Here is an 18,845-nt window from a genome sequence, read left to right on the forward strand (position 1 = left end):
AGAGTCACCGTGAGCGTCGCCCCCTCCCCCGTCCTGCCCCAGCAGACCGCCGCGGAGCAGGTCCGCTCCGTCCTGGCCCGGGCCATCTCCCTCTCGCTCACCCTGGACGGGCAGACCTACGACCTCCTCGGCGCGCACACCGTCGGCGCGCGCGGCCGGATCACCCTCCACCCGCCCGCCGACACCCCGCTCACCGACCACCTCGCCCGCTCCCCGCTCGGCGCGCTCGACGCCCGGATCGACCTCACCGACATCGCCCCGACGCCGCTCCGCGACCGGGTCCGCGCCCGGGTCGCCCTCACCGGCCGCCTCGCCCCCGCCACCCCCGGTGACCTGGGCTCTCTCCGCCTCGACCTCACCCGCGTCACGCTCCGGACGGGCACCGGGACCGAGGAGGTCGCCCCCGGCGCGTACACCCTCGCCGCCCCCGACCCGCTCGCCCTCGAAGAGGCCGCGCTCCTCACCCACCTCGCCGACGCCCACGCCGACCTCGTCTCCGAGCTCGTCGTCCTGGCCGGATCCCGCCTCCCCCACGGCGTCGTCCGCGCGCTCCCGCTCGCCATGGACCGGCACGCCGTGTCGCTGCGCTGCGAGTACGGCGAGGGCCACTGCGACCTCCGCCTCCTCTTCCCCGGCGAGGCACGCGACGCGGCGGAGGCCGGCGACATGGTCCGCCGGCTGCTCACCGCACCCCGCTGCGCCCACCACCACAACCCCCACTGAGCCGTCCTGCGGCCCGGAAACCGCACACACGGACGAGGGCGTCCCCTCCCGCATGGACCAGATCACGCACGGCCTCCGCCAGCTCCTGCGCTTCGCCCTCCTGGAGGCGCGCTGCTGCGCCTTCGCCGTCGCGCTCATCGGCGGCATCGCGGTCTCGACGCTCCTGCCCGACCTGCCCGTCGCCCGCTACGACCTGCTCCTCGGCTACGGGATCGTGCTCACCGTCCTGGCCTGGCGGCTCGGCTGGGACAGCGGGCGGGACGTCGCGGTCATCGCCGTCTGCCACCTGATCGGCCTGCTCTTCGAGCTGGTCAAGGTCCGCATGGGCTCCTGGAGTTACCCGGAGGACGCGGTCGCCAAGTTCGGCGGCGTCCCCCTCTACGGCGGCTTCCTGTACGCGGCCGTCGGCAGCTACGTCTGCCGCGCCTGGCGCCTGCTCGACCTGCGCCTGACCGGCTACCGGCCCCGGATCATGGCGGTCCTCGCCGGAGCGGTCTACCTCAACTTCTTCAGCCACCACTGGCTGCCCGACGCCCGCTGGGTGCTCGCCGCGCTGCTGCTCCTCGCCACCGCCGGCACCTGGGTCCGCTTCCGCGTCGGCGAACAGGACCACCGGATGCCGCTGGCCCTGTCCTTCGTCCTCATCGGCTTCTTCCTCTGGATCGCCGAGAACGCCGCCACCTACGTCGGCGCCTGGAGCTATCCCGACCAGCTCGACGGCTGGCAGCCCGTCTCGGTCGCCAAGTTCGGCGCCTGGGCGCTGCTGATCACCGTCACCTTCGTCCTGGCCTACGGGACGGGCTCCTCGCCCCGGCGGATGCCGAGGGTCGCGAGCAGGTCCTCGTGGAGCTCCATCCACACCGTGTGGCAGGAGTCGGCGCGCGGCCGGTCCACCCAGGACAGCTCGCCGCGCCGCACCCGGGCGAGCGCGCCGGTGAAGCGCTCGCCGTAGCCGCCGAGGCGGGGCAGCAGGGCGCCCAGTTCGGCGGAGAGGGTGTCGATCACCCCGCCGAGGACGGTCAGTTCGTCGAGGACGCGCCGGTCCCACTCCGGGTCGCCGTGGGTGTTGACGGCGAGCCGCCCGCTGCCGTCGGGCCGCAGCTGCCAGTCGGTGCAGGCGGTGAGGCAGCGGGCGTTGTACGCGAGGAAGGTCTCGTACCGCTCCCGGACGAAGGGGCCGTAGCCGGTCCCGGCCAGCTCCTCGGCGAGCAGCCGCTCGCCCTCCGCCCGGCCCCGGTCGGTGAGGCTCCAGCCGGTCGTGCCGGCGAAGCCGCTACGCGTCACTCTCCCGTACGCCTGGAGGTCGAGCAGCAGCTCGCCGACCGTGTCCGCGTCGAGGCCGAAGCGGTCCGCGGCCTCCTTCTCTGTGGTCATGCCCCGCAGCCGTACGGCGTGCAGGACCAGCAGCTCGGTGGTGGAGGGATTCGCCATGGGACAGAGCCTAGGCAACCCGTACGGCGGACGGAGCGTCCTCCCTCACACGAAGCCGCCACGACCGACCGAAGGACCTGCCATGAGCGACAAGGCCCGCGTCCTGTTCGACGCGCTCGACCTCGACCACGACGGCACGCTGACCCGTACCGAGGTCATCCTCGCCCTGCGGGAGAAGGGGCCCACCCTGGCGGCGCGGGGGGTGATCCCCTTCTGGGGCGTGGGCGGCGACGACGCGTCCGCCGCCCTGTTCGACGCGTGCGACCAGAACGGCGACCGCGTCCTCACCTTCGAGGAGTTCGCCGCCGTCGTGGACCGCCGCTTCGGTTGGTGAGAGTCCCGCGCCCCGGGGTCAGGACCAGGGAAGGGAGCGGTACGGGCTCCGCTACGGGCGGGGCGACGGCGGGGCGGTCGAGCCGCGCACCACGAGCTCGGGCTCGAAGAGCAGCTCGCCCGGGTGCGAGTGGACGCCCTGGATCTGGGCGCAGAGCAGCTCGACGGCGGCGCGGCCCATGGCCTCGATGGGCTGGCGGACGGTGGAGAGCGGCGGCTCGGTGCAGTTCATGAACGCCGAGTCGTCGAAGCCGATCACGGAGACGTCGCCGGGGACGAGGAGTCCGCGCCGGCGGGCGGCCCGGATGGCGCCGAGGGCGAGCGGGTCGCTGGCGCAGACGATGCCGGTGACGCCCTGTTCGAACAGGCGGTTCGCGGCGGCCTGGCCGCCTTCCAGGGAGAAGATCGAGCGGACGACGTGCTCGTCGGGGAGCGGGGTGCCGGCCGCCTCGGCGACGGCCCGCGCGGCCTGGAGCTTGCGGCGGGAGGGCACGTGGTCGGCGGGGCCGAGCAGCAGGCCGATCCGCTCGTGGCCGAGCGAGGCGAGGTGGCGCCACGCCTGCTCGACGGCGACGGCGTCGTCGCAGGAGACGCAGGGGAAGTCCAGGCCCTCGATGGAGGCGTTGATGAGGACGACCGGGATGTTGCGCTCGTGCAGCTGGTGGTAGTGGTCGTGCGGGGCGTCGGCCTGCGCGAAGAGCCCGCCGGCGAAGACCACGCCGGAGACCTGCTGCTGGAGGAGGAGGTCCACGTAGTCGGCCTCGGAGACGCCGCCCTTGGTCTGGGTGCAGAGCACGGGGGTGAGCCCCTGCTGGGCGAGCGCGCCTCCGATGACCTCGGCGAAGGCGGGGAAGATGGGGTTCTGGAGCTCGGGCAGGACGAGCCCGACGAGCCGGGCCCGCTCGCCTCTGAGCTGCGTGGGCCGCTCGTACCCGAGCACGTCCAGGGCGGTGAGGACGGACTGCCGGGTCGCCTCGGACACCCCGGGCTTGCCGTTGAGGACCCGGCTGACCGTCGCCTCGCTGACCCCCACCTTCTTCGCCACCTGAGCAAGTCGTCGCGTCATGCGCGCAAGGCTAGCGCAAGCTCCGCAAGAGAACGACAGTCCGTTGCAGTTCTCGCGCAAACAGGGTGGTCGGAGCGGTGTTCAGGCCCGCCCGGCGGCCATCTCCATCAGCCGGGCGAGGACCCGGCCGCCGGAGGCGGTGAGCCCGTCGTGCTCCCACTCGTTGGTGACCCAGACGCGGGTGGACCCGATCCGGCGCGCGGTGTCGAGGGAGAGACCGGCGTCCACGTACATGTCGTCGTGGTAGACGACGGCGGCGAGCGGCACCTCGTTGGCGGCGAGGCGCCCGAGGTCGTAGAGCGGGGCCCAGTCGGCGCGGGCGGCGAGCAGGTCGGCGGCCTCGGCGAAGGGCCGCAGCCCGGCGATCTCCCGGAACATCCAGGGGTACATCATCTCACCGGTGAGCAGCGGGGTCCCGGCGCTCTCGGTGAACTCGTCCGCGAACTCCGGGTGGTCGGCGAGCGCGCGGTCGGCGGCCCAGCCGGTGGGCCCGGCCCCCTGTCCGTACAGGCTCTCCTGGAGGACGGCGAAGAGCGGGGCGTCGATGTGGCCGGTGAGCGTCATGACCTGGTGGAGGAAGGTGGCGCTGGGCGCGCCGTCGGCGCCGAGGGCCTCGTCGAGGAGCCAGTGGAGGCGTTCGAAGCCGTCGCCCATGCCGAGGACGAGGCCGAGGGTGCGCAGCCGGCGGACGGTGAGGCGGTCGCCGTCGGGAAGCCGGACGTCGCCGGAGTCGAGGAGGGCGGCGACGCGGCGGAGGCGGCCGGCGTCCTCGGGGTAGCGGGCGTAGTACTCCCGGCAGCGGTCGCGGACCCGGGGGTAGGTGCGGGCGTAGACGTCGTCGGCGGTGGCGGTGAGTCCGGGCAGGCCGCCGGCGACGTAGCAGGCGCGGAGCCCTTGGGGTGCCCTGGACAGGTAGGTGAGGGTGAGGAAGCCGCCGTAGCTCTGGCCGAGGGTCTCCCAGGGGGTGTCGCCGCAGAGGCGGCGGCGTATGAGCTCGGCGTCGTCGACGATCGCGTCCGCGCGGAAGTGGCCGAGGTGGGCGGCGAGGCGTTCCGCGTCGCCGAAGCGGGCGGCCTCGCGGGCGGTGACGGGGGTGGAGCGGCCGGTGCCGCGCTGGTCGAGCAGGAGGACCCGGTGGGTCTTGAGGGCGTGGGGCAGCCAGCCGGGCGAACCGGCGGTGGGGCGCGGGGACTTACCGCCGGGGCCGCCCTGGAGGTAGAGCAGCCAGGGCAGTTCCTCGCCGGCGCGGGCGGGGTCGGCGACTTCGCGGGCGAAGACCTCCAGGGTGGGGCCGTCGGGGCGGGCGTGGTCGAGGGGGACGGTGAAGGTGTGGTCGGTGGTGGCGTAGGCGGGGTGCACGGGGGCTCCTGAAGGGACACGGATGGGTAACGGACGGGCCTGGGGGGACTCCACACCTTGTCAGTGCAATTTCACATTACTATGTTACGGGTCACATTCCGGCCGCTCTGATGTCCGGCCGCCCTTCCGCTCGCCGTCTCTTCGGCACGTCCTCTTCGGCTCGTCCTCTCTTCCGCTCTTCCTCGGAGTGACCCCATGAACAAGCGCACCCGCACCCTGGCCATCGCCCTGGTGTCGACCCTGACCCTCGGCCTCGCGGCCTGTTCCGACGGCTCGTCCGGCCGCACGGCCGGCGGCCCCGAGCGGAAGAACCCCGCCGCCGCCAACGCCGGCGCGATCCTCGGCGGCACCCCGCAGAAGGGCGGCACCCTCAGGGTCCTGTCCAACCAGGACTTCACCCACCTCGACCCGGCGCGCAACTGGGTCATGCCCGACATGGACTTCGGCACCCGGCTGCTCTACCGCACCCTCGTCACCTACAAGGCCGAGCCCGGCGCCAAGGGCAGCGAGCTGGTCCCCGACCTCGCCGAGGACCTCGGCACCCCCTCCAACGGGGCGAAGACCTGGACCTTCCGCCTCAAGCCCGGCCTCAAGTACGAGGACGGCACCCCGATCACCGCCCAGGACATCAAGCACAACGTCGAACGGTCCTTCTCCCCCGACCTGCCCGGCGGCCCCGACTACGCGGCCCGCTACCTGGCCGGAGCCAAGGGCTACCAGGGCCCCGCCACGGGCCGGCATCTGGACTCGGTGAAGACCCCCGACGCGCGCACGATCGTCTTCGAACTCCACACGGCCTTCGCCGAGTTCCCCTTCGCCGCGACCCTGCCGACCTTCGCCCCGGTGCCGCCGAAGCAGGACAAGGGCCCCCAGTACGACAACCGCCCGTTCTCCTCGGGGCCGTACAAGATCGAGACGTACGCCCGCGACAAGCAGATGGTCCTGGTCCGCAACACCCACTGGGATCCGAAGACCGACTCCGTCCGCAAGGCGTACCCGGACAGGATCGTCGTCACCATGGGCCTCAAGGGCAACCAGGTCGACGACCGCCTCATCGCCTCGGCCGGCGCCGACGCCTCCTCCGTCCCGTGGGCCGCCCTGCGCCCCGAGTCCACCTCGAAGGTGCTGACGAAGCCCGAGGTCAAGGCCCGGCTCCTCGCCGAGTCCAGCACCTGCAACGAGATGCTCCAGATGCACACCGGCCGCGCCCCCTTCGACGACGTCAAGGTGCGCCAGGCCGTGCAGTACGCCCTCGACCGCGAGGCGATCGTCACCGCCGCCGGCGGCCCCGCCCTCACCGAGGCGTCCACCGCCGCCATGCCCGGCGCGCTCTTCACCGGCGGCAAGCAGCCCGACACCCTGAAGATCCCGCTCGCCGGCGACCCCGACATGGCCAAGCAGTTGCTCAAGGAGGCCGGGAAGCCGGACGGCTTCTCGACCAGCGTCACCGTGAACGTCAACGACAAGGCCATCGGCGAGGCCGTCCAGCAGTCCCTGGGGCGGGCCGGCATCAAGGTGACCATCGAGACCGTCGACCCGTCCGCCTTCTACGACACCATCGGCGACACCAAGAGCCGTACCGACCTCGTCTACACCGGCTGGTGTCCCGACTTCCCGTCCGGCTCCACCTTCCTGCCCTTCGTCTTCGACGGGCGCTCCATCAAGGAGAAGGGCAACTCCGGCAACCACTCCCTCTTCCGCGACGACGCCACCATGAAGCGGATGGACGAGATCGCCGCCCTGGCCGACGGCGCCGCCGCCAACAAGGCGTGGCAGGAGCTCGACGGGCAGATCCTCGCCAAGGCCCCCGTCGCCCCCGGCGCCGTCAAGCGCCGCCCCCTCGTCCTCGGCACCAACATCGCCGGCGCCTTCGGCCACACCTCCTACGGCGGCCAGATCGACTACGCGACGGTCGGCCTCAAGGACCCGTCCAAGAGCACGGACTGAAGGACGCCGCCCCCATGACCACGACCACCACCCCACCCCCGGTGCACGAGGGCGGCGGGGCCTGGCGGCTCGTCCGCGCGGAACTGCGCCGCCGGGCCTCCCTCAAGGTCTCCCTCGCCGTCGTCGCCCTCTTCGCGGTGATGACCGTCGCCGCCCCGCTGATCAGCGCGCTCGGCGGCTGGGGCCCGGAGGAGTTCGACAAGTCCGCCGTCGACCCGTACCTCGGCGGACTGCCGATCGGGCCGCTCGGCGGCGTCTCCGCCGAGCACTGGCTCGGCGTCGAACCCGTCACCGGCCGCGACCTGTTCGCCCGGGTCGTGCACGGCGCCCAGGTCTCCCTGCTCATCGCCTTCGCCGCCACCGCGATCGTCGTCCTCGCCGGCACCACCGCCGGCATCGCGGCCGGCTACTTCGGCGGCCGCACCGACACCGTGCTGTCCCGGCTGATGGACCTCACGATGTCCTTCCCCTCCCTCATCTTCATGATCGCGATGATGTCGGTGGCCCGGGACGTCGACCGGATGCTGCTCATGATCCTCGTCATCGGCCTCTTCGGCTGGCCCGGCGTCGCCCGGGTCGTCCGCGGCCAGACCCTCTCCCTCAAGCACCGCGAGTACGTCGACGCCGCCCGCGTCGGCGGCTCCGGCCCCTGGCGGATCCTCGCCCGCGACATCCTCCCCGGCGTCGCCGGGCCGGTCATCGCCTACACCACGCTGATGGTACCCGGCATGATCGCCACCGAGGCGGCCCTGAGCTACCTCGGCGTCGGGGTCCGCCCGCCGACCCCGTCCTGGGGCCAGATGATCGCCGAGGGCGTCGCCTACTACGACACGGACCCCATGTACTTCCTCGTCCCGAGCTTCTGCCTCTTCCTCACCGTGCTGGCCTTCACCCTCCTCGGCGACGCGCTGCGCGACGTCCTCGACCCCCGGGGGAGCCGTACGTGATCCTCTACCTCGGCCGCCGGCTCCTCGGCGTGCTCGGCGTCCTCCTCGCCATCGCCGCCGTCACCTTCACCATCTTCTACGTCCTGCCCTCCGACCCGGCCGCGGCCGCCTGCGGCAAGGCGTGCAGCGACGAGCGCCTGGAGGCGATCCGCGCCCACATGGGCCTCGACCAGCCGATCTGGCGCCAGTTCGCCGACTTCGTCACCGGCGTCTTCACGGGCCGGACCATGGGCACCGGGCAGTACGCCCTGCACTGCGACTTCCCCTGCCTCGGCTACTCCTACGAGAACAGCGAGAACGTCTGGGACCTGCTCGTCGACCGCCTCCCGGTCTCCGCCTCGCTCGCCGCCGGAGCCGCCGTCCTCTGGCTGATCCTCGGCCTGTCGGCCGGCGTCACGGCGGCGCTCCGCAAGGACACCCTCACCGACCGGGCCCTGATGATCGGCGCGGTCGCCGCCGCCTCCCTGCCCGTCTACTTCACCTCCGTCCTCCTCATCTACGGGCTGATCCGGCTCACCGGACTGCTGCCCTACCCGCAGTACGTCCCCTTCACCTCCGACCCGCTGTCCTGGGCCTCCAACCTGCTCCTGCCGTGGCTGGCGCTCGCGGTCCTGTACGCGGCGATGTACGCCCGGCAGAGCCGCGGCGCGATGATCGAGTCCATGGCGGAGCCGTACATCCGCACCGCCCGCGCCAAGGGCCTCCCGCGCCGCACGGTCGTCGTCAAGCACGGCCTGCGGGCCGGGATGACGCCGGTCCTCACCATCTTCGGCATGGACCTCGGCGGACTCCTCGCCGGCGCCGTCATCACCGAGTCCCTCTTCGGACTCCCCGGCATCGGACGCCTCTTCTACGGCGCCCTCACCACCGGCGACCAGCCCGTCATCCTCGGGGTGACGCTGCTCGCCGCCACCTTCATCGTCGTCGCCAACCTGGCCGTGGACCTGCTGTACGCCGTCGTCGACCCGCGAGTGAGGTACTGATGGCCGCCCTCCTGTCCGTACGGGACCTCAGCGTCACCTTCCCGACCCCGCGCGGCCCCGTCCGGGCCGTGGACTCCCTCTCCTTCGACGTGCCGCACGGGCGCACCCTCGGCATCGTCGGCGAGTCCGGCTCCGGCAAGTCCGTGACCTCGCTCGCCGTCATGGGCCTGCACACCGGCGCCGAGGTCACCGGCTCCGTCGCCCTCGACGGACGCGAACTCGTCGGCCTGCCCGACCGGGAGCTCAACCGGCTGCGCGGCCGGCGGATGGCGATGATCTTCCAGGACCCGCTCTCCAGCCTCCACCCCTACTACACGGTCGGCGAGCAGATCGCCGAGCACCACCGCGTCCACTTCGGCACCCGGCGGGCCGCCGCCCGCGCCCGCGCCGTCGAGGCGCTCGCCGAGGTCGGCATACCCGAGCCGAAGCGGAGGGTGGGCGAGTACCCCCACCAGTTCTCCGGCGGCATGCGCCAGCGGGTCATGATCGCGATGGCGCTGGTCTGCGAACCGGACCTGCTCATCGCCGACGAGCCGACCACCGCGCTCGACGTCACCGTCCAGGCCCAGATCCTCGACCTGATCGCCCGGCTCCAGCAGGAACGCCGCCTCTCCGTCGTCATGATCACCCACGACCTGGGCGTGGTGGCCCGCGTCGCCCACGAGGTGCTCGTCATGTACGGCGGACGGGCCGCCGAACAGGCCCCGGTGGACGCCCTGTTCGCCGCCCCCGCGCACCCGTACACCCGCGGGCTGCTCGACTCCCTCCCCCGGCTCGACGACCCCGACGACGTACCCCTCCGCGCCATCCCCGGCAGCCCGCCGTCCCTCCTCGACCCGGCGCCCGGCTGCGCCTTCGCGCCCCGCTGCGCCCGCGCGGCGACCGGGAGCGCGGAGGAGCGGGAGCGGTGCGCCGACGAACGGCCGGTGCTGGGCGGGCCGGAAGGCCACACCGCAGCCTGCCACTTCGCGGCCTTCCCGGCCGTACGGGCTTCCGCTTCCCCTACTACTCCCGCTCCCGCGTACGAAGGGACCGCCCCGTGACCATCACCGCTCCCCCCGGTACGGATCCCGCGCCGCCGTTGCTGCGGGTACGGGACCTCGCCATGACCTTCCCGGGCCGGCGCCGCTCCTCGCCGGTGCGGGCCGTCGACGGGGTCGGCTTCGACCTGGCGGCCGGCGAGACCCTCGGCCTGGTCGGCGAGTCCGGCTGCGGCAAGTCGACCACCGGCCGGATGATCGTCCGGCTCCTGGAGCCGACCGCCGGCTCCGTCGAGTACGAGGGCCGGTCCATCGCCCACCTCTCGCAGCGGGCCCTCAAACCGCTCCGCCGCGAGATCCAGATGGTCTTCCAGGACCCGCACTCCTCCCTCAACCCCCGGCAGTCGGTGGCCCGGATCATCGCCGATCCCCTTCTGGTGCAGGGGAGTTCGGCGGAGGAGGCCCGCAAGCGGGCGGTGGAGCTGATGGAGCTGGTCGGGCTCATCCCCGAGCACGCCGACCGCCGCCCGCACGAGTTCTCCGGCGGCCAGGCGCAGCGCATCGGCATCGCCCGCGCGCTCGCGACGGGCCCCCGCCTCGTCGTCGCGGACGAACCCGTCTCGGCGCTCGACGTCTCCGTGCAGGCGCAGATCGTCAACCTCATGGAACGGCTCCAGGCCGAACTGGGCCTCGCCTACCTGTTCATCGCCCACGACCTGTCGGTGGTGAAGCGCGTCTGCGACCGCGTCGCCGTCATGTACCTCGGCCGGATCGTCGAGATCGGCCCCAAGGACCGGGTGTACGCGTCCCCCGCGCACCCCTACACCCGGGCCCTGCTCTCCGCCGTCCCCCTCCCGGACCCGGCGGCCGAACGCGCCAGGGAACGCATCACCCTCCTAGGCGACCCTCCAAGCCCCGCCGCACCCCCACCCGGCTGCACCTTCCACCCCCGCTGCCCCAAAGCCCAACAACTCTGCCGCACCGAGCCCCCACCCCTACGCCCCCTAGCCCCAGGCGACCCCCGCGAGGTCGCCTGCCACTTCCCGGAACAGCCGGATACGTAGCCACCTGCGGACCCACGCAGGGGACGGGTCACGCGTCCCCCGCGTGGAGCCGGACCTCCGCCTCGGCCTGCTCGGCCGCCGCGCGGGCCTCGGCCACGGCGCGCTCGGCGGACCGGAGGTGCGTATCAGCCTCCCTCGCGGCCTGCTCCGTCGCGGTGGCGGCCTTCCGGGCCTCCTCCAGGTCGCGCTCGACCCAGCGCAGGCGGTCGGCCGCCACCGCGACGGCGCCGCCGCGTTCGCGGGTCAATCGTCCCGCTCCTGCCGCCGGACCTCCGCCTCCGCCTCTTCGGCCGCCGCGCGAGCCTCGCCCAGAGCGCGCTCGGCGGACCGGAGGCCCGTATCGGCCTCGCTCGCTGCGTGCTCCGCCGCGTTCGCGGCCTTCCGGGCCTCCTCCAGATCGTGCTCGACCCGGCAGAGGCGGTCGGCCGCCACCGCGGCGGCGGCTTTCGCGGTCTCCTGCGCCTTGCGGGCCTCGCCCATGGCGCGCTCGGCGGACCGGAGGTCCGTATCGGCCTCGCTCGCGGCCTGCTCCGTCGCGGCGGCGGCCCGCCGGGCCCCCTCCAGGTCTCGCTCGACCCAGCGCAGACGGTCGGCCGCCACCGCGACGGCGCCGCCGCGTTCGCGGGTCAATCGTCCCGCTCGTGGCGCCGGACCTCCGCCTCCGCCTGTTCGGCCGCCTCGCGGGCCTCGCCCATGGCGCGCTCGGCGGACCGGAGGCCCGTATCGGCCTCGCTCGCTGCGTGCTCCGCCGCGGCGGCGGCCCGCCGGGCCTCCTCCAGGTCGTGCTCGGCCCGGCGCAGGCGGTCGGCGGCCTTCTCGGCGGCGGCTTTCGCGGTCTGGTGCGCCTTGCGGGCCGTGTCGTGCTGCCGCTCGTGGCGGGTCGCGGTCGTTCGGGCTTCCTGGGCGGCGGCCCTGGCCCTGGCCAGTTCCTTCGGTCGGCGTCCGGCCGGGGGTTTCGGCGGCGCGGGCGGGGTCACGGCGGTGAAGTCGACGGCGGCTTCGGGGGCGGTGGCGAGGCGTCCGGCGGACCAGGGGCCGGCGGCGTCCGGGTGGGCGAGTACGGCGTGGAGGATCTGTTCGACCTCGCGCTGCACCGGGTCGCTCAGCGGCTGGCCCGCCTCCTCGGCCAGCCCGGCGGTGGTGCGGGCGAGCGCGGCGACGAGCTGGTGCCGCTGCCCGACCGCCTCCCGGAGCCGCTCGCCGTCGAGCGACTGGTGGGCCTCGCGCAGGGCCTCTCCCAGGGCGAGGAACCGCTCGGCCTCCTGGGGCCGTTCGCGGGCCAGCAGGTTCGCCGCCCAGACGGCGAGCGGCGGCCGCCGCAGCGCCGCGATCGCCTTCGCCGCCGCCGTGTCCTTCGCCCGCCGCGCCTCGGCGACATACGCGTCCCGGGCGGCCGTGAACTCGGACGGCCGCAGCCCGTACAGCTCCCCGGTCAACTGCTCGACATCCATGCCCCCACTCTGCGCCGCCCGGCGCCCGCGACCGGGGCGAACCTCCGCCGGCCCCCGGCCCGTCACCCGCTCGGCAGGAGGAGTCAGACCGCGTCGCGCCGCGTCTCAGGCGTCCTGGATCCGCCGGAAGGGGCGCTCCGCCTCCAGGGCGAACGCCGCCTCCAGGAGGGTGCGTTCGCTGCCGGGGCGGCCGGAGAGGAGGACGCCGATGGGGAGGCCGTCGGCCGTCGCGCGGGCGCTGGGCAGCGAGAGCGACGGGGTGCCCACGACGTTGTCGACCGGGGTGTACGCCACGTACGCGAGGATCCGCTCGACCAGGACGGCGTACGGGACGGTGGGGCTGAGGTGCCCGATGGGGGGCGTGGTGTGGGCCAGGACCGGAGTGAGGACGAGGTCGAGACCGCGCAGGGCCGCCGCGTACGCCTCCTTGGTCCGCCGCAGCCGCCGCACGACGCCCGGGGTGTCCCGCCACCGCTTCACGTACTCCTCGCGCAGTCCGCGGCTCAGCCCGTCCATGCGGTGGCGGTCGAAGTCCGGTCCGAAGGTGCGGCCGGTGGCGCCGAGGAGGAAGGAGAGCATGCCCCAGTAGGTGAGGAAGTCGCCGGTGAAGCGGGGGTCGAAGTCCATCGCCACCGGTTCGACGGTGTGGCCGAGGGACCGGAGGGTGGCGGCGGTGTCGGTGACGGCGGCGCGGGTGTTGTCGTCGCAGCGGACGCCGTTGGGCGAGTCGAGCAGGAAGCCGATCCGCAGCCGCCGGTCCGAGGGGCCCTCGACGAGGCCGACGGGCGGCAGCTTGGGGTTGCGCCGGTAGCGCTCGGCGGCGGCGAGGAAGACGGCGGAGTCGCGGACGGTACGGGTGACGACGCCGTCGGACACGATGTCGACGGGCAGCCGGCGGCTCTGCTCGTTGCCCGCGACCCGGCCCCGGGTGGGCTTGAGGCCGACGAGTCCGCAGCAGGCGGCGGGGATCCGGATGGAGCCGCCGCCGTCGTTGGCGTGGGCGAGGGGTACGGCTCCGGAGGCGACGAGCGCGGCGGCGCCGCCGGAGGACCCGCCCGCGGAGTGGTCCGTGGCCCAGGGGTTGCGGACGGGCTCGGCGTGCTCGTACTCGGTGGCCGGGCTGAAGCCGAACTCGGGGAGCCGGGTCTTGCCGAGGACGGTGACGCCGGTGCTGAGCAGCTGCCGGACGAAGGGCGCGTGCCGGCGGGCCGGCCGGGGGGTGAAGGCGGCGCTGCCGTGGCCGGTGGGGAGGCCCGCGTAGTCGGTGTTGTCCTTGACGAGGGTGGGGACTCCGGCGAAGGCCCCGCCGTGGCCGCCGCCGAGCGCCGGCGGGTCGAGCGGGGTCTCCACCGCGTGCAGCTCCGCGACCGCCCGCAGGCGGGCGGCCGCGTCCCGGGCGGCCTCGGCGGGGCTCACCTCGCGCCGCCGGATCGCCGCCGCGAGGCCGACGGCGTCGTGCTCGCCGAGGGAGTCGTCCCGGAAGGCGTGCACCGTGTTCCGCTTCTCGAAAGTCACCGCTGCCTCAGCCCCCGGAGTCGTGGATGGATACCGCCATCATGGCGTACCCACGGGTAACACGCGAGGGCCGAGCGCGGTCGGAACGCGGTCCGAGCACGGTCGGAGCGGGCGGGAGACCGACCGCTCCGGGCGGGGCTAACGCCCCTGGAGCCGCTTGACGTTGTCGCCGAAGGTCCAGCCCTTCGAGCCGTCCCAGTTCGCCGACCAGGTCATCAGGCCCTTGAGGCGCCCGCCGTAGTGGTTCCACGCCTGGGCGACGAGGGAGGGCGCCATGTAGCCGCCGCCCGCGCCCGGCTGGGCGGGCAGGCCGGGCACCTGCTTGTCGTAGGGGACGCGGATGGTGGTGCCCTGGATGACCAGGCCGCGGTCGAGGCAGTCGGTCTGGGCGGTGAAGCCGGCGACGGTCCCGGCGGAGTAGGAGTCGCCGGAACAGCCGTACATGCTGCCGTTGTAGTACTGCATGTTCAGCCACCACAGGCGCCCGTTGTCGGCGTACTTCTTGATGATCGGGAGGTACGCCCCCCAGATCGAGCCGTACGCGACGCTGCCGCCGGTGACGTAGGCGGTCTCGGGCGCCATGGTCAGGCCGAAGCCGGCGGGCATGCGGGCGAGGACGCCGTCGATGATGCGGACGAGGTTGGCCTGCGAGGCCGAGAGGGTGGTGATGCTGCCGCTGCCGACGAGACCGGTCTCGATGTCGATGTCGATGCCGTCGAAGTTGTACCGCTGGAGGATCGGCACGATCGTCGCGACGAAGCGGTCGGCGACGGCGGGCGAGCTGAGATCGATGCCGGCGGCGGCGCCGCCGATGGACATGAGGAGGGTCGCGCCCGCGGCCTTCGCCCGGCACATCTCGGCCGGGGTGGACACCTTCACGGTGTTGTCCATGCCGTCCTCCCACAGCACCGTTCCGTCCGAACGGATCACGGGGAAGGCGGCGTTGATGACGTTGTACCCGTGGGCGGCGAACCGGGGGTCGTCGATCGGGGCCCACCCGAAGGGCGGGTGGACGCCGTTGGCGGCGCCGTCCCAGTTCTCCCAGTACCCCTGGAGCACCTTCCCGGTGGGACGGGGCTTCAGGGCGCAGGTGTCGGCAGCCGCGGCCGTGGCCGAGGGGCCGGGGCCCGCGACGGCCTGCGCGGGGGCGGTGGCGACGGCGGCGAGCAGGGCGATGAGGCCCGCTCCGAGGGCGCGGACGATCCGTGAGCCTGGCATGCGTGCTCCTTGGGACGTGGGGGGTCGGTCCGGTGCGTGGCGCGCGCTCCAGCAGACCGTAGATTGGTCCAGACCTACCGTCAACCACCCCTACGTTGATGGGAGTTGATGCGGGAGCTTGTTCGTGCGGGTGGGCGTGGACCCGCTCGCCGCCGGAGCAGACTGGCTGCGCGAGACGGCGCGGCCGCCCCGTAACCCGGCACCGCAGGGCGCCGTATCGCACCCCGCAGCACCCCGCGACGCCACGCGACGCCACTCCGACACCAGGTGGCACCACCTGGCGCCAGATGGCGCCACATGGCACCACCCGCCGCCACCCATGGCACCGCGCGGCACCATCCGGTGCCACATGACACCACCAGGGGTTGCATGTGGCGCCACGATGGTGCCATGATGACGTCATGGACCTCACCCCGTATGTCGACAGCCTCCGCCGCGAACTCGCGGTGGCCGCCGAAGCCGGTGGCGACGCGGCACGCGAGCTGGCCGACCGGCTCACCGCGCCCCTGGAGTCGGCGGCCCGTCTGACCATGCTCAACGTGCTCTCCGCCGCGACGGACGAGATCACCCGAGAGCTCGCCCCCGGCTCGGTCGACGTACGGCTCCGGGGCCTCGACCCCGACTTCGTGGTGACGCGCCCGCCCGCCGACAGCGGCGCGGCATCGGCGGAGCCGACGGCGCCCGCCGAGCCGCTCCTGGCCCCCGCCACCCCCGAAGGGGACGAGGGCGCGGTCGCCCGGGTGAACCTGCGCCTGCCGGCCCACCTCAAGGTACGGGCCGAGGAGGCCGCGAGCCGCGAGGGGCTGTCGGTCAACGCCTGGCTGGTCCGGGCGGTGTCCTCGGCGGTCGAGGGCGGCGGCGCCAGACCACGTACGGCGGAGAAGCCCAGGACCGTCGGACAGAGCATCACGGGCTGGGTCCGCTAGCCCAGCCCCCTGCCCAGCACCCTCCCCACCCACACCACGTCCCACCAGCAGGGACGCTCCAGAGACTCAAGAGGACGGGACAGCCATGCCTTCTTTCGACACTCCCGCAGCGATCTCGGCCATGGCCCGCGTGGAGGCCGGTTCCATCCAGTTCATCGCCGGGGACCGCGCGGACACCGTCGTCCAGGTGGTGCCGCGCAACCCGAAGAAGGACCTGGACGTGCGGACCGCCGACCAGACCGAGGTGTCGTACGCCAACGGCACACTGACCGTGCGGACGCCCAAGTCGAACCTGTTCGGCCGCACCGGCGTCGTCGACGTGACGGTCGAGCTGCCGACGGGCTCGCGGGTCGAGCTCGACGGCGCCTGGACCCAGATCCTCGGCGAGGGCCGGCTCGGCGAGGTCCGGGTGAAGACCTCGTCCGGCGACGCCCGGCTCGACACCACCGGCCCGCTGCACCTCACCGCCTCGCACGGGTCGATCATCGTGGACCGCGTCGAGGGCGCGGCCGAGATCACCACCAGCTCCGGCAGCATGCGCGTCGGCCTGGTCGACGGCCCCGCCGTCCTCAAGAACTCGCACGGCACCACGATCGTCGGCGCCGTCACCGGCGAACTCCGGGTGAGCGGCGCCCACGGTGACATCACGGTCGACCGCGCCGAGGACTCGGTGACCGCCACGACCGCCCACGGCACCGTCCGGATCGGCGAGATCACCCGGGGCACCGTCCAGGTGGAGACGAACTACGGCGCCATCGACATCGGCGTCCGCGAGGGCACCGCCGCATGGCTCGACGCCGTCTCGGTCTCCGGCCAGGTACGCAACGGGCTCACCGCATCCGACGCGCCGGAGGAGACCGAGGAGACGGTCAAGGTCCGCGCCCGCACCCGCCACGGCAACATCGACATCCGCCGCGCCCGCGCCTGACGCCCGCACGCACGACCTCCCCGCACATCTCCCCTACAGCTCCCTCCCCCTCCCTCCCCTCCCCTTCCCTCCTCAGCCTTCGATCGGAGGCCCCCATGCCTTCTTCTGTCATGCCCATGCCCACTCCCCTGCCGAGCCAGGGCGACGGCCGGCCCGCACCCGCCGCCATCACCGCCACCGGTCTGCGCAAGGCGTACGGCGACAAGGTCGTCCTCGACGGCATCGACTTCCACATCCCGGCCGGCTCCGTCTTCGCCCTGCTCGGTCCGAACGGCGCGGGCAAGACCACCGCCGTGAAGATCCTCTCCACCCTCGTGACCGCCGACGACGGGCAGGCGGCCGTCGCCGGCCACGACCTGGCCACCGACGCCCACAAGGTCCGCGCCGCCATCGGCGTCACCGGACAGTTCTCCGCCGTCGACGGCCTCATCACCGGCGAGGAGAACATGCTCCTCATGGCCGACCTCCACCACCTCCCCCAGCAGGAAGGCCGCAAGGTCGCCGCCGAACTCCTCGCCCGCTTCGACCTCGTGGAGGCGGCCAAGAAGCCCGCCTCCACCTACTCCGGCGGCATGAAACGCCGCCTCGACATCGCCATGACCCTCGTCGGCAACCCCCGCATCATCTTCCTCGACGAACCCACCACCGGCCTCGACCCCCGCTCCCGCCACAACATGTGGCAGATCATCCGCGAACTCGTCGCCGACGGCGTCACCGTCTTCCTCACCACCCAGTACCTCGAAGAAGCCGACGAACTCGCCGACCGCATCGCCGTCCTCAACGGCGGAAAGATCGTCGCCGAAGGCACCGCCGACGCCCTCAAGCGCCAGATCCCCGGCGGCCACATCCGCCTCCGCTTCACCGACCCGGTCGTCTACCAGACCGCCGTGACGACCCTCCAGGTGGCCACCCGCGACGACGAGGCCCTGGCGCTCCAGATCCCCAGCGGCGGCAGCCAGCGCGAACTGCGCTCCATCCTCGACTGGCTGGACTCCACGGGCATCGAGGCCGACGAACTCACCGTGCACACCCCCGATCTCGACGACGTCTTCTTCGCCCTCACCGGCTCCACCGTCACCGACCAGCCGACCCAGAACCAGGAGTCCGCCCGATGAGCGCCTTCTCCCTCGCCGCCCGCGACTCGTCCACGATGCTCCGGCGGAACCTCCTGCACGCCCGCCGCTACCCCTCCCTCACCCTCAACCTGCTGCTCACCCCGGTGATGATGCTGCTGCTCTTCGTCTACGTCTTCGGTGACGTGATGAGCGCCGGCATGGGCGGAGGCGCGGACCGCGCCACGTACATCGCCTACGTGGTCCCCGGCATCCTCATGATGACCGTCGGCGGCACGGTGGTGGGGACCGCGGTCTCCGTCTCCAACGACATGACCGAGGGCATCATCGCCCGCTTCCGGACGATGGCGATCCACCGCCCGTCGATCCTCGTCGGGCACGTCGTCGGCAGCGTCCTCCAGTGCCTCATGAGCGTGCTCCTCGTCGGCGCCGTCGCCGTCGCCATCGGCTTCCGCTCCACCGACGCCACCGCCCTCGAATGGCTCGCCGCCTTCGGCATGACGGCCCTCATCGCCTTCGCCCTCACCTGGATCGCCGTCGGCATGGGCCTGGTCAGCCCCAACGCGGAGGCCGCCTCCAACAACGCCCTCCCGCTGGTCGTGCTCCCCCTGATCTCCAGCGCGTTCGTCCCGATCGACTCCATGCCGGGCTGGTTCCAGCCGATCGCCGAGTACCAGCCCTTCACCCCCGCCATCGAGACCCTCCGCGGCCTCCTCCTCGGCACCGAGATCGGCCACAACGGCTGGATCGCCGTCGCCTGGTGCGTGGGCCTCACGGTCCTCGGCTACGTCTGGTCGAAGTCGACCTTCAACCGCGACCCCTCCTGACCCACCCTCCCCCTGCTCCCTCCCCCCCTGCCCCCTCCCCCTGCCTCCTTCCCGCCCCGAGGGCGGCGTGCCCG

General features: G+C 73.2%; 19 protein-coding genes. 12 read left to right on the forward strand and 7 right to left on the reverse strand.

Features of this window, described 5'->3' with window-relative positions; genetic code table 11:
- Window positions 1–9 precede the first annotated feature (9 nt).
- The 3 genes from ACFXMG_RS05245 (at window position 10) to ACFXMG_RS05255 (ending at window position 2,488) form a co-directional block, all read left to right on the forward strand.
- Window positions 10–723 (forward strand): DUF2470 domain-containing protein, encoded by a 714-nt coding sequence (locus tag ACFXMG_RS05245; RefSeq protein ID WP_383827727.1) that lies wholly within the window; start codon window positions 10–12, stop codon window positions 721–723.
- A 52-nt stretch (window positions 724–775) separates the two neighbouring features.
- Window positions 776–1,675 carry a DUF817 domain-containing protein gene (locus ACFXMG_RS05250; RefSeq protein WP_383827725.1) on the forward strand — a complete coding sequence of 300 codons (900 nt, stop codon included), beginning with the start codon at window positions 776–778 and terminating at the stop codon, window positions 1,673–1,675.
- A 561-nt stretch (window positions 1,676–2,236) separates the two neighbouring features.
- Window positions 2,237–2,488 carry an EF-hand domain-containing protein gene (locus tag ACFXMG_RS05255; protein ID WP_383827723.1) on the forward strand — a complete coding sequence of 84 codons (252 nt, stop codon included), beginning with the start codon at window positions 2,237–2,239 and terminating at the stop codon, window positions 2,486–2,488.
- Between the two features lie 51 nt (window positions 2,489–2,539).
- On the opposite strand, the gene ACFXMG_RS05260 is transcribed toward ACFXMG_RS05255, so the two are convergent.
- Entirely contained in the window at window positions 2,540–3,553 is a 1,014-nt protein-coding gene (locus ACFXMG_RS05260; protein WP_383827721.1) for a LacI family DNA-binding transcriptional regulator, read from the reverse strand.
- Between the two features lie 81 nt (window positions 3,554–3,634).
- Window positions 3,635–4,912: an alpha/beta fold hydrolase gene (locus tag ACFXMG_RS05265; protein ID WP_383827719.1), complete on the reverse strand. Its 1,278-nt coding sequence runs from the start codon at window positions 4,910–4,912 to the stop codon at window positions 3,635–3,637.
- Window positions 4,913–5,107: 195 nt separating this feature from the next.
- Here ACFXMG_RS05265 and ACFXMG_RS05270 point away from each other — a divergent pair, with 195 nt between their 5' ends.
- The 5 genes from ACFXMG_RS05270 to ACFXMG_RS05290 all read left to right on the forward strand — a co-directional run bounded on the left by ACFXMG_RS05270 (window position 5,108) and on the right by ACFXMG_RS05290 (window position 10,833).
- Entirely contained in the window at window positions 5,108–6,859 is a 1,752-nt protein-coding gene (locus ACFXMG_RS05270; RefSeq protein ID WP_383827717.1) for an ABC transporter substrate-binding protein, read from the forward strand.
- A 14-nt stretch (window positions 6,860–6,873) separates the two neighbouring features.
- Window positions 6,874–7,806: an ABC transporter permease gene (locus ACFXMG_RS05275; RefSeq protein WP_383827715.1), complete on the forward strand. Its 933-nt coding sequence runs from the start codon at window positions 6,874–6,876 to the stop codon at window positions 7,804–7,806.
- Window positions 7,803–8,789: an ABC transporter permease gene (locus ACFXMG_RS05280; protein ID WP_383827713.1), complete on the forward strand. Its 987-nt coding sequence runs from the start codon at window positions 7,803–7,805 to the stop codon at window positions 8,787–8,789. The genes ACFXMG_RS05275 and ACFXMG_RS05280 overlap by 4 nt, the downstream gene beginning before the upstream one ends.
- Window positions 8,789–9,832 carry an ABC transporter ATP-binding protein gene (locus tag ACFXMG_RS05285; RefSeq protein WP_383827711.1) on the forward strand — a complete coding sequence of 348 codons (1,044 nt, stop codon included), beginning with the start codon at window positions 8,789–8,791 and terminating at the stop codon, window positions 9,830–9,832. The genes ACFXMG_RS05280 and ACFXMG_RS05285 overlap by 1 nt, the downstream gene beginning before the upstream one ends.
- 62 nt (window positions 9,833–9,894) lie before the next feature.
- Window positions 9,895–10,833, forward strand: a complete 939-nt coding sequence (locus ACFXMG_RS05290; protein WP_383827765.1) for an ABC transporter ATP-binding protein — start codon at window positions 9,895–9,897, stop codon at window positions 10,831–10,833.
- Window positions 10,834–10,861: 28 nt separating this feature from the next.
- Here ACFXMG_RS05290 and ACFXMG_RS05295 read toward each other — a convergent pair whose 3' ends face one another.
- From ACFXMG_RS05295 to ACFXMG_RS05315, 5 genes are all read right to left on the reverse strand, one after another.
- Window positions 10,862–11,080, reverse strand: coding sequence for a hypothetical protein (locus tag ACFXMG_RS05295; protein WP_383827709.1), 219 nt, complete (start codon window positions 11,078–11,080; stop codon window positions 10,862–10,864).
- Window positions 11,077–11,463, reverse strand: a complete 387-nt coding sequence (locus ACFXMG_RS05300; RefSeq protein ID WP_384339059.1) for a hypothetical protein — start codon at window positions 11,461–11,463, stop codon at window positions 11,077–11,079. Before ACFXMG_RS05300 ends, ACFXMG_RS05295 begins: the two co-directional genes overlap by 4 nt.
- The gene (locus ACFXMG_RS05305) at window positions 11,460–12,284 is read right to left on the reverse strand and encodes a hypothetical protein (RefSeq protein ID WP_384339061.1); all 825 of its coding nucleotides are present in this window, start codon (window positions 12,282–12,284) and stop codon (window positions 11,460–11,462) included. The genes ACFXMG_RS05300 and ACFXMG_RS05305 overlap by 4 nt, the downstream gene beginning before the upstream one ends.
- Before the next feature lie 105 nt (window positions 12,285–12,389).
- Window positions 12,390–13,799 (reverse strand): amidase, encoded by a 1,410-nt coding sequence (locus tag ACFXMG_RS05310; RefSeq protein WP_383827705.1) that lies wholly within the window; start codon window positions 13,797–13,799, stop codon window positions 12,390–12,392.
- A 138-nt stretch (window positions 13,800–13,937) separates the two neighbouring features.
- The gene (locus ACFXMG_RS05315) at window positions 13,938–15,017 is read right to left on the reverse strand and encodes a chitinase (RefSeq protein ID WP_383827703.1); all 1,080 of its coding nucleotides are present in this window, start codon (window positions 15,015–15,017) and stop codon (window positions 13,938–13,940) included.
- 401 nt (window positions 15,018–15,418) lie between these two features.
- Here ACFXMG_RS05315 and ACFXMG_RS05320 point away from each other — a divergent pair, with 401 nt between their 5' ends.
- The 4 genes from ACFXMG_RS05320 to ACFXMG_RS05335 all read left to right on the forward strand — a co-directional run bounded on the left by ACFXMG_RS05320 (window position 15,419) and on the right by ACFXMG_RS05335 (window position 18,771).
- Complete coding sequence (locus ACFXMG_RS05320; RefSeq protein ID WP_383827701.1) at window positions 15,419–15,943, forward strand: hypothetical protein; 525 nt, start codon at window positions 15,419–15,421, stop codon at window positions 15,941–15,943.
- Window positions 15,944–16,028: 85 nt separating this feature from the next.
- A complete protein-coding gene (locus tag ACFXMG_RS05325) occupies window positions 16,029–16,871 on the forward strand; it encodes a DUF4097 domain-containing protein (RefSeq protein ID WP_383827699.1) in 843 nt (280 codons plus the stop codon).
- Between the two features lie 95 nt (window positions 16,872–16,966).
- Complete coding sequence (locus tag ACFXMG_RS05330; RefSeq protein ID WP_384339063.1) at window positions 16,967–17,986, forward strand: ATP-binding cassette domain-containing protein; 1,020 nt, start codon at window positions 16,967–16,969, stop codon at window positions 17,984–17,986.
- Complete coding sequence (locus ACFXMG_RS05335; RefSeq protein WP_383830301.1) at window positions 17,983–18,771, forward strand: ABC transporter permease; 789 nt, start codon at window positions 17,983–17,985, stop codon at window positions 18,769–18,771. Before ACFXMG_RS05330 ends, ACFXMG_RS05335 begins: the two co-directional genes overlap by 4 nt.
- Window positions 18,772–18,845 lie beyond the last annotated feature (74 nt).

Source organism: Streptomyces sp. NPDC059201 (genome assembly GCF_042754585.1).
In the GTDB taxonomy this organism is placed as follows: Bacteria; Actinomycetota; Actinomycetes; order Streptomycetales; family Streptomycetaceae; genus Streptomyces.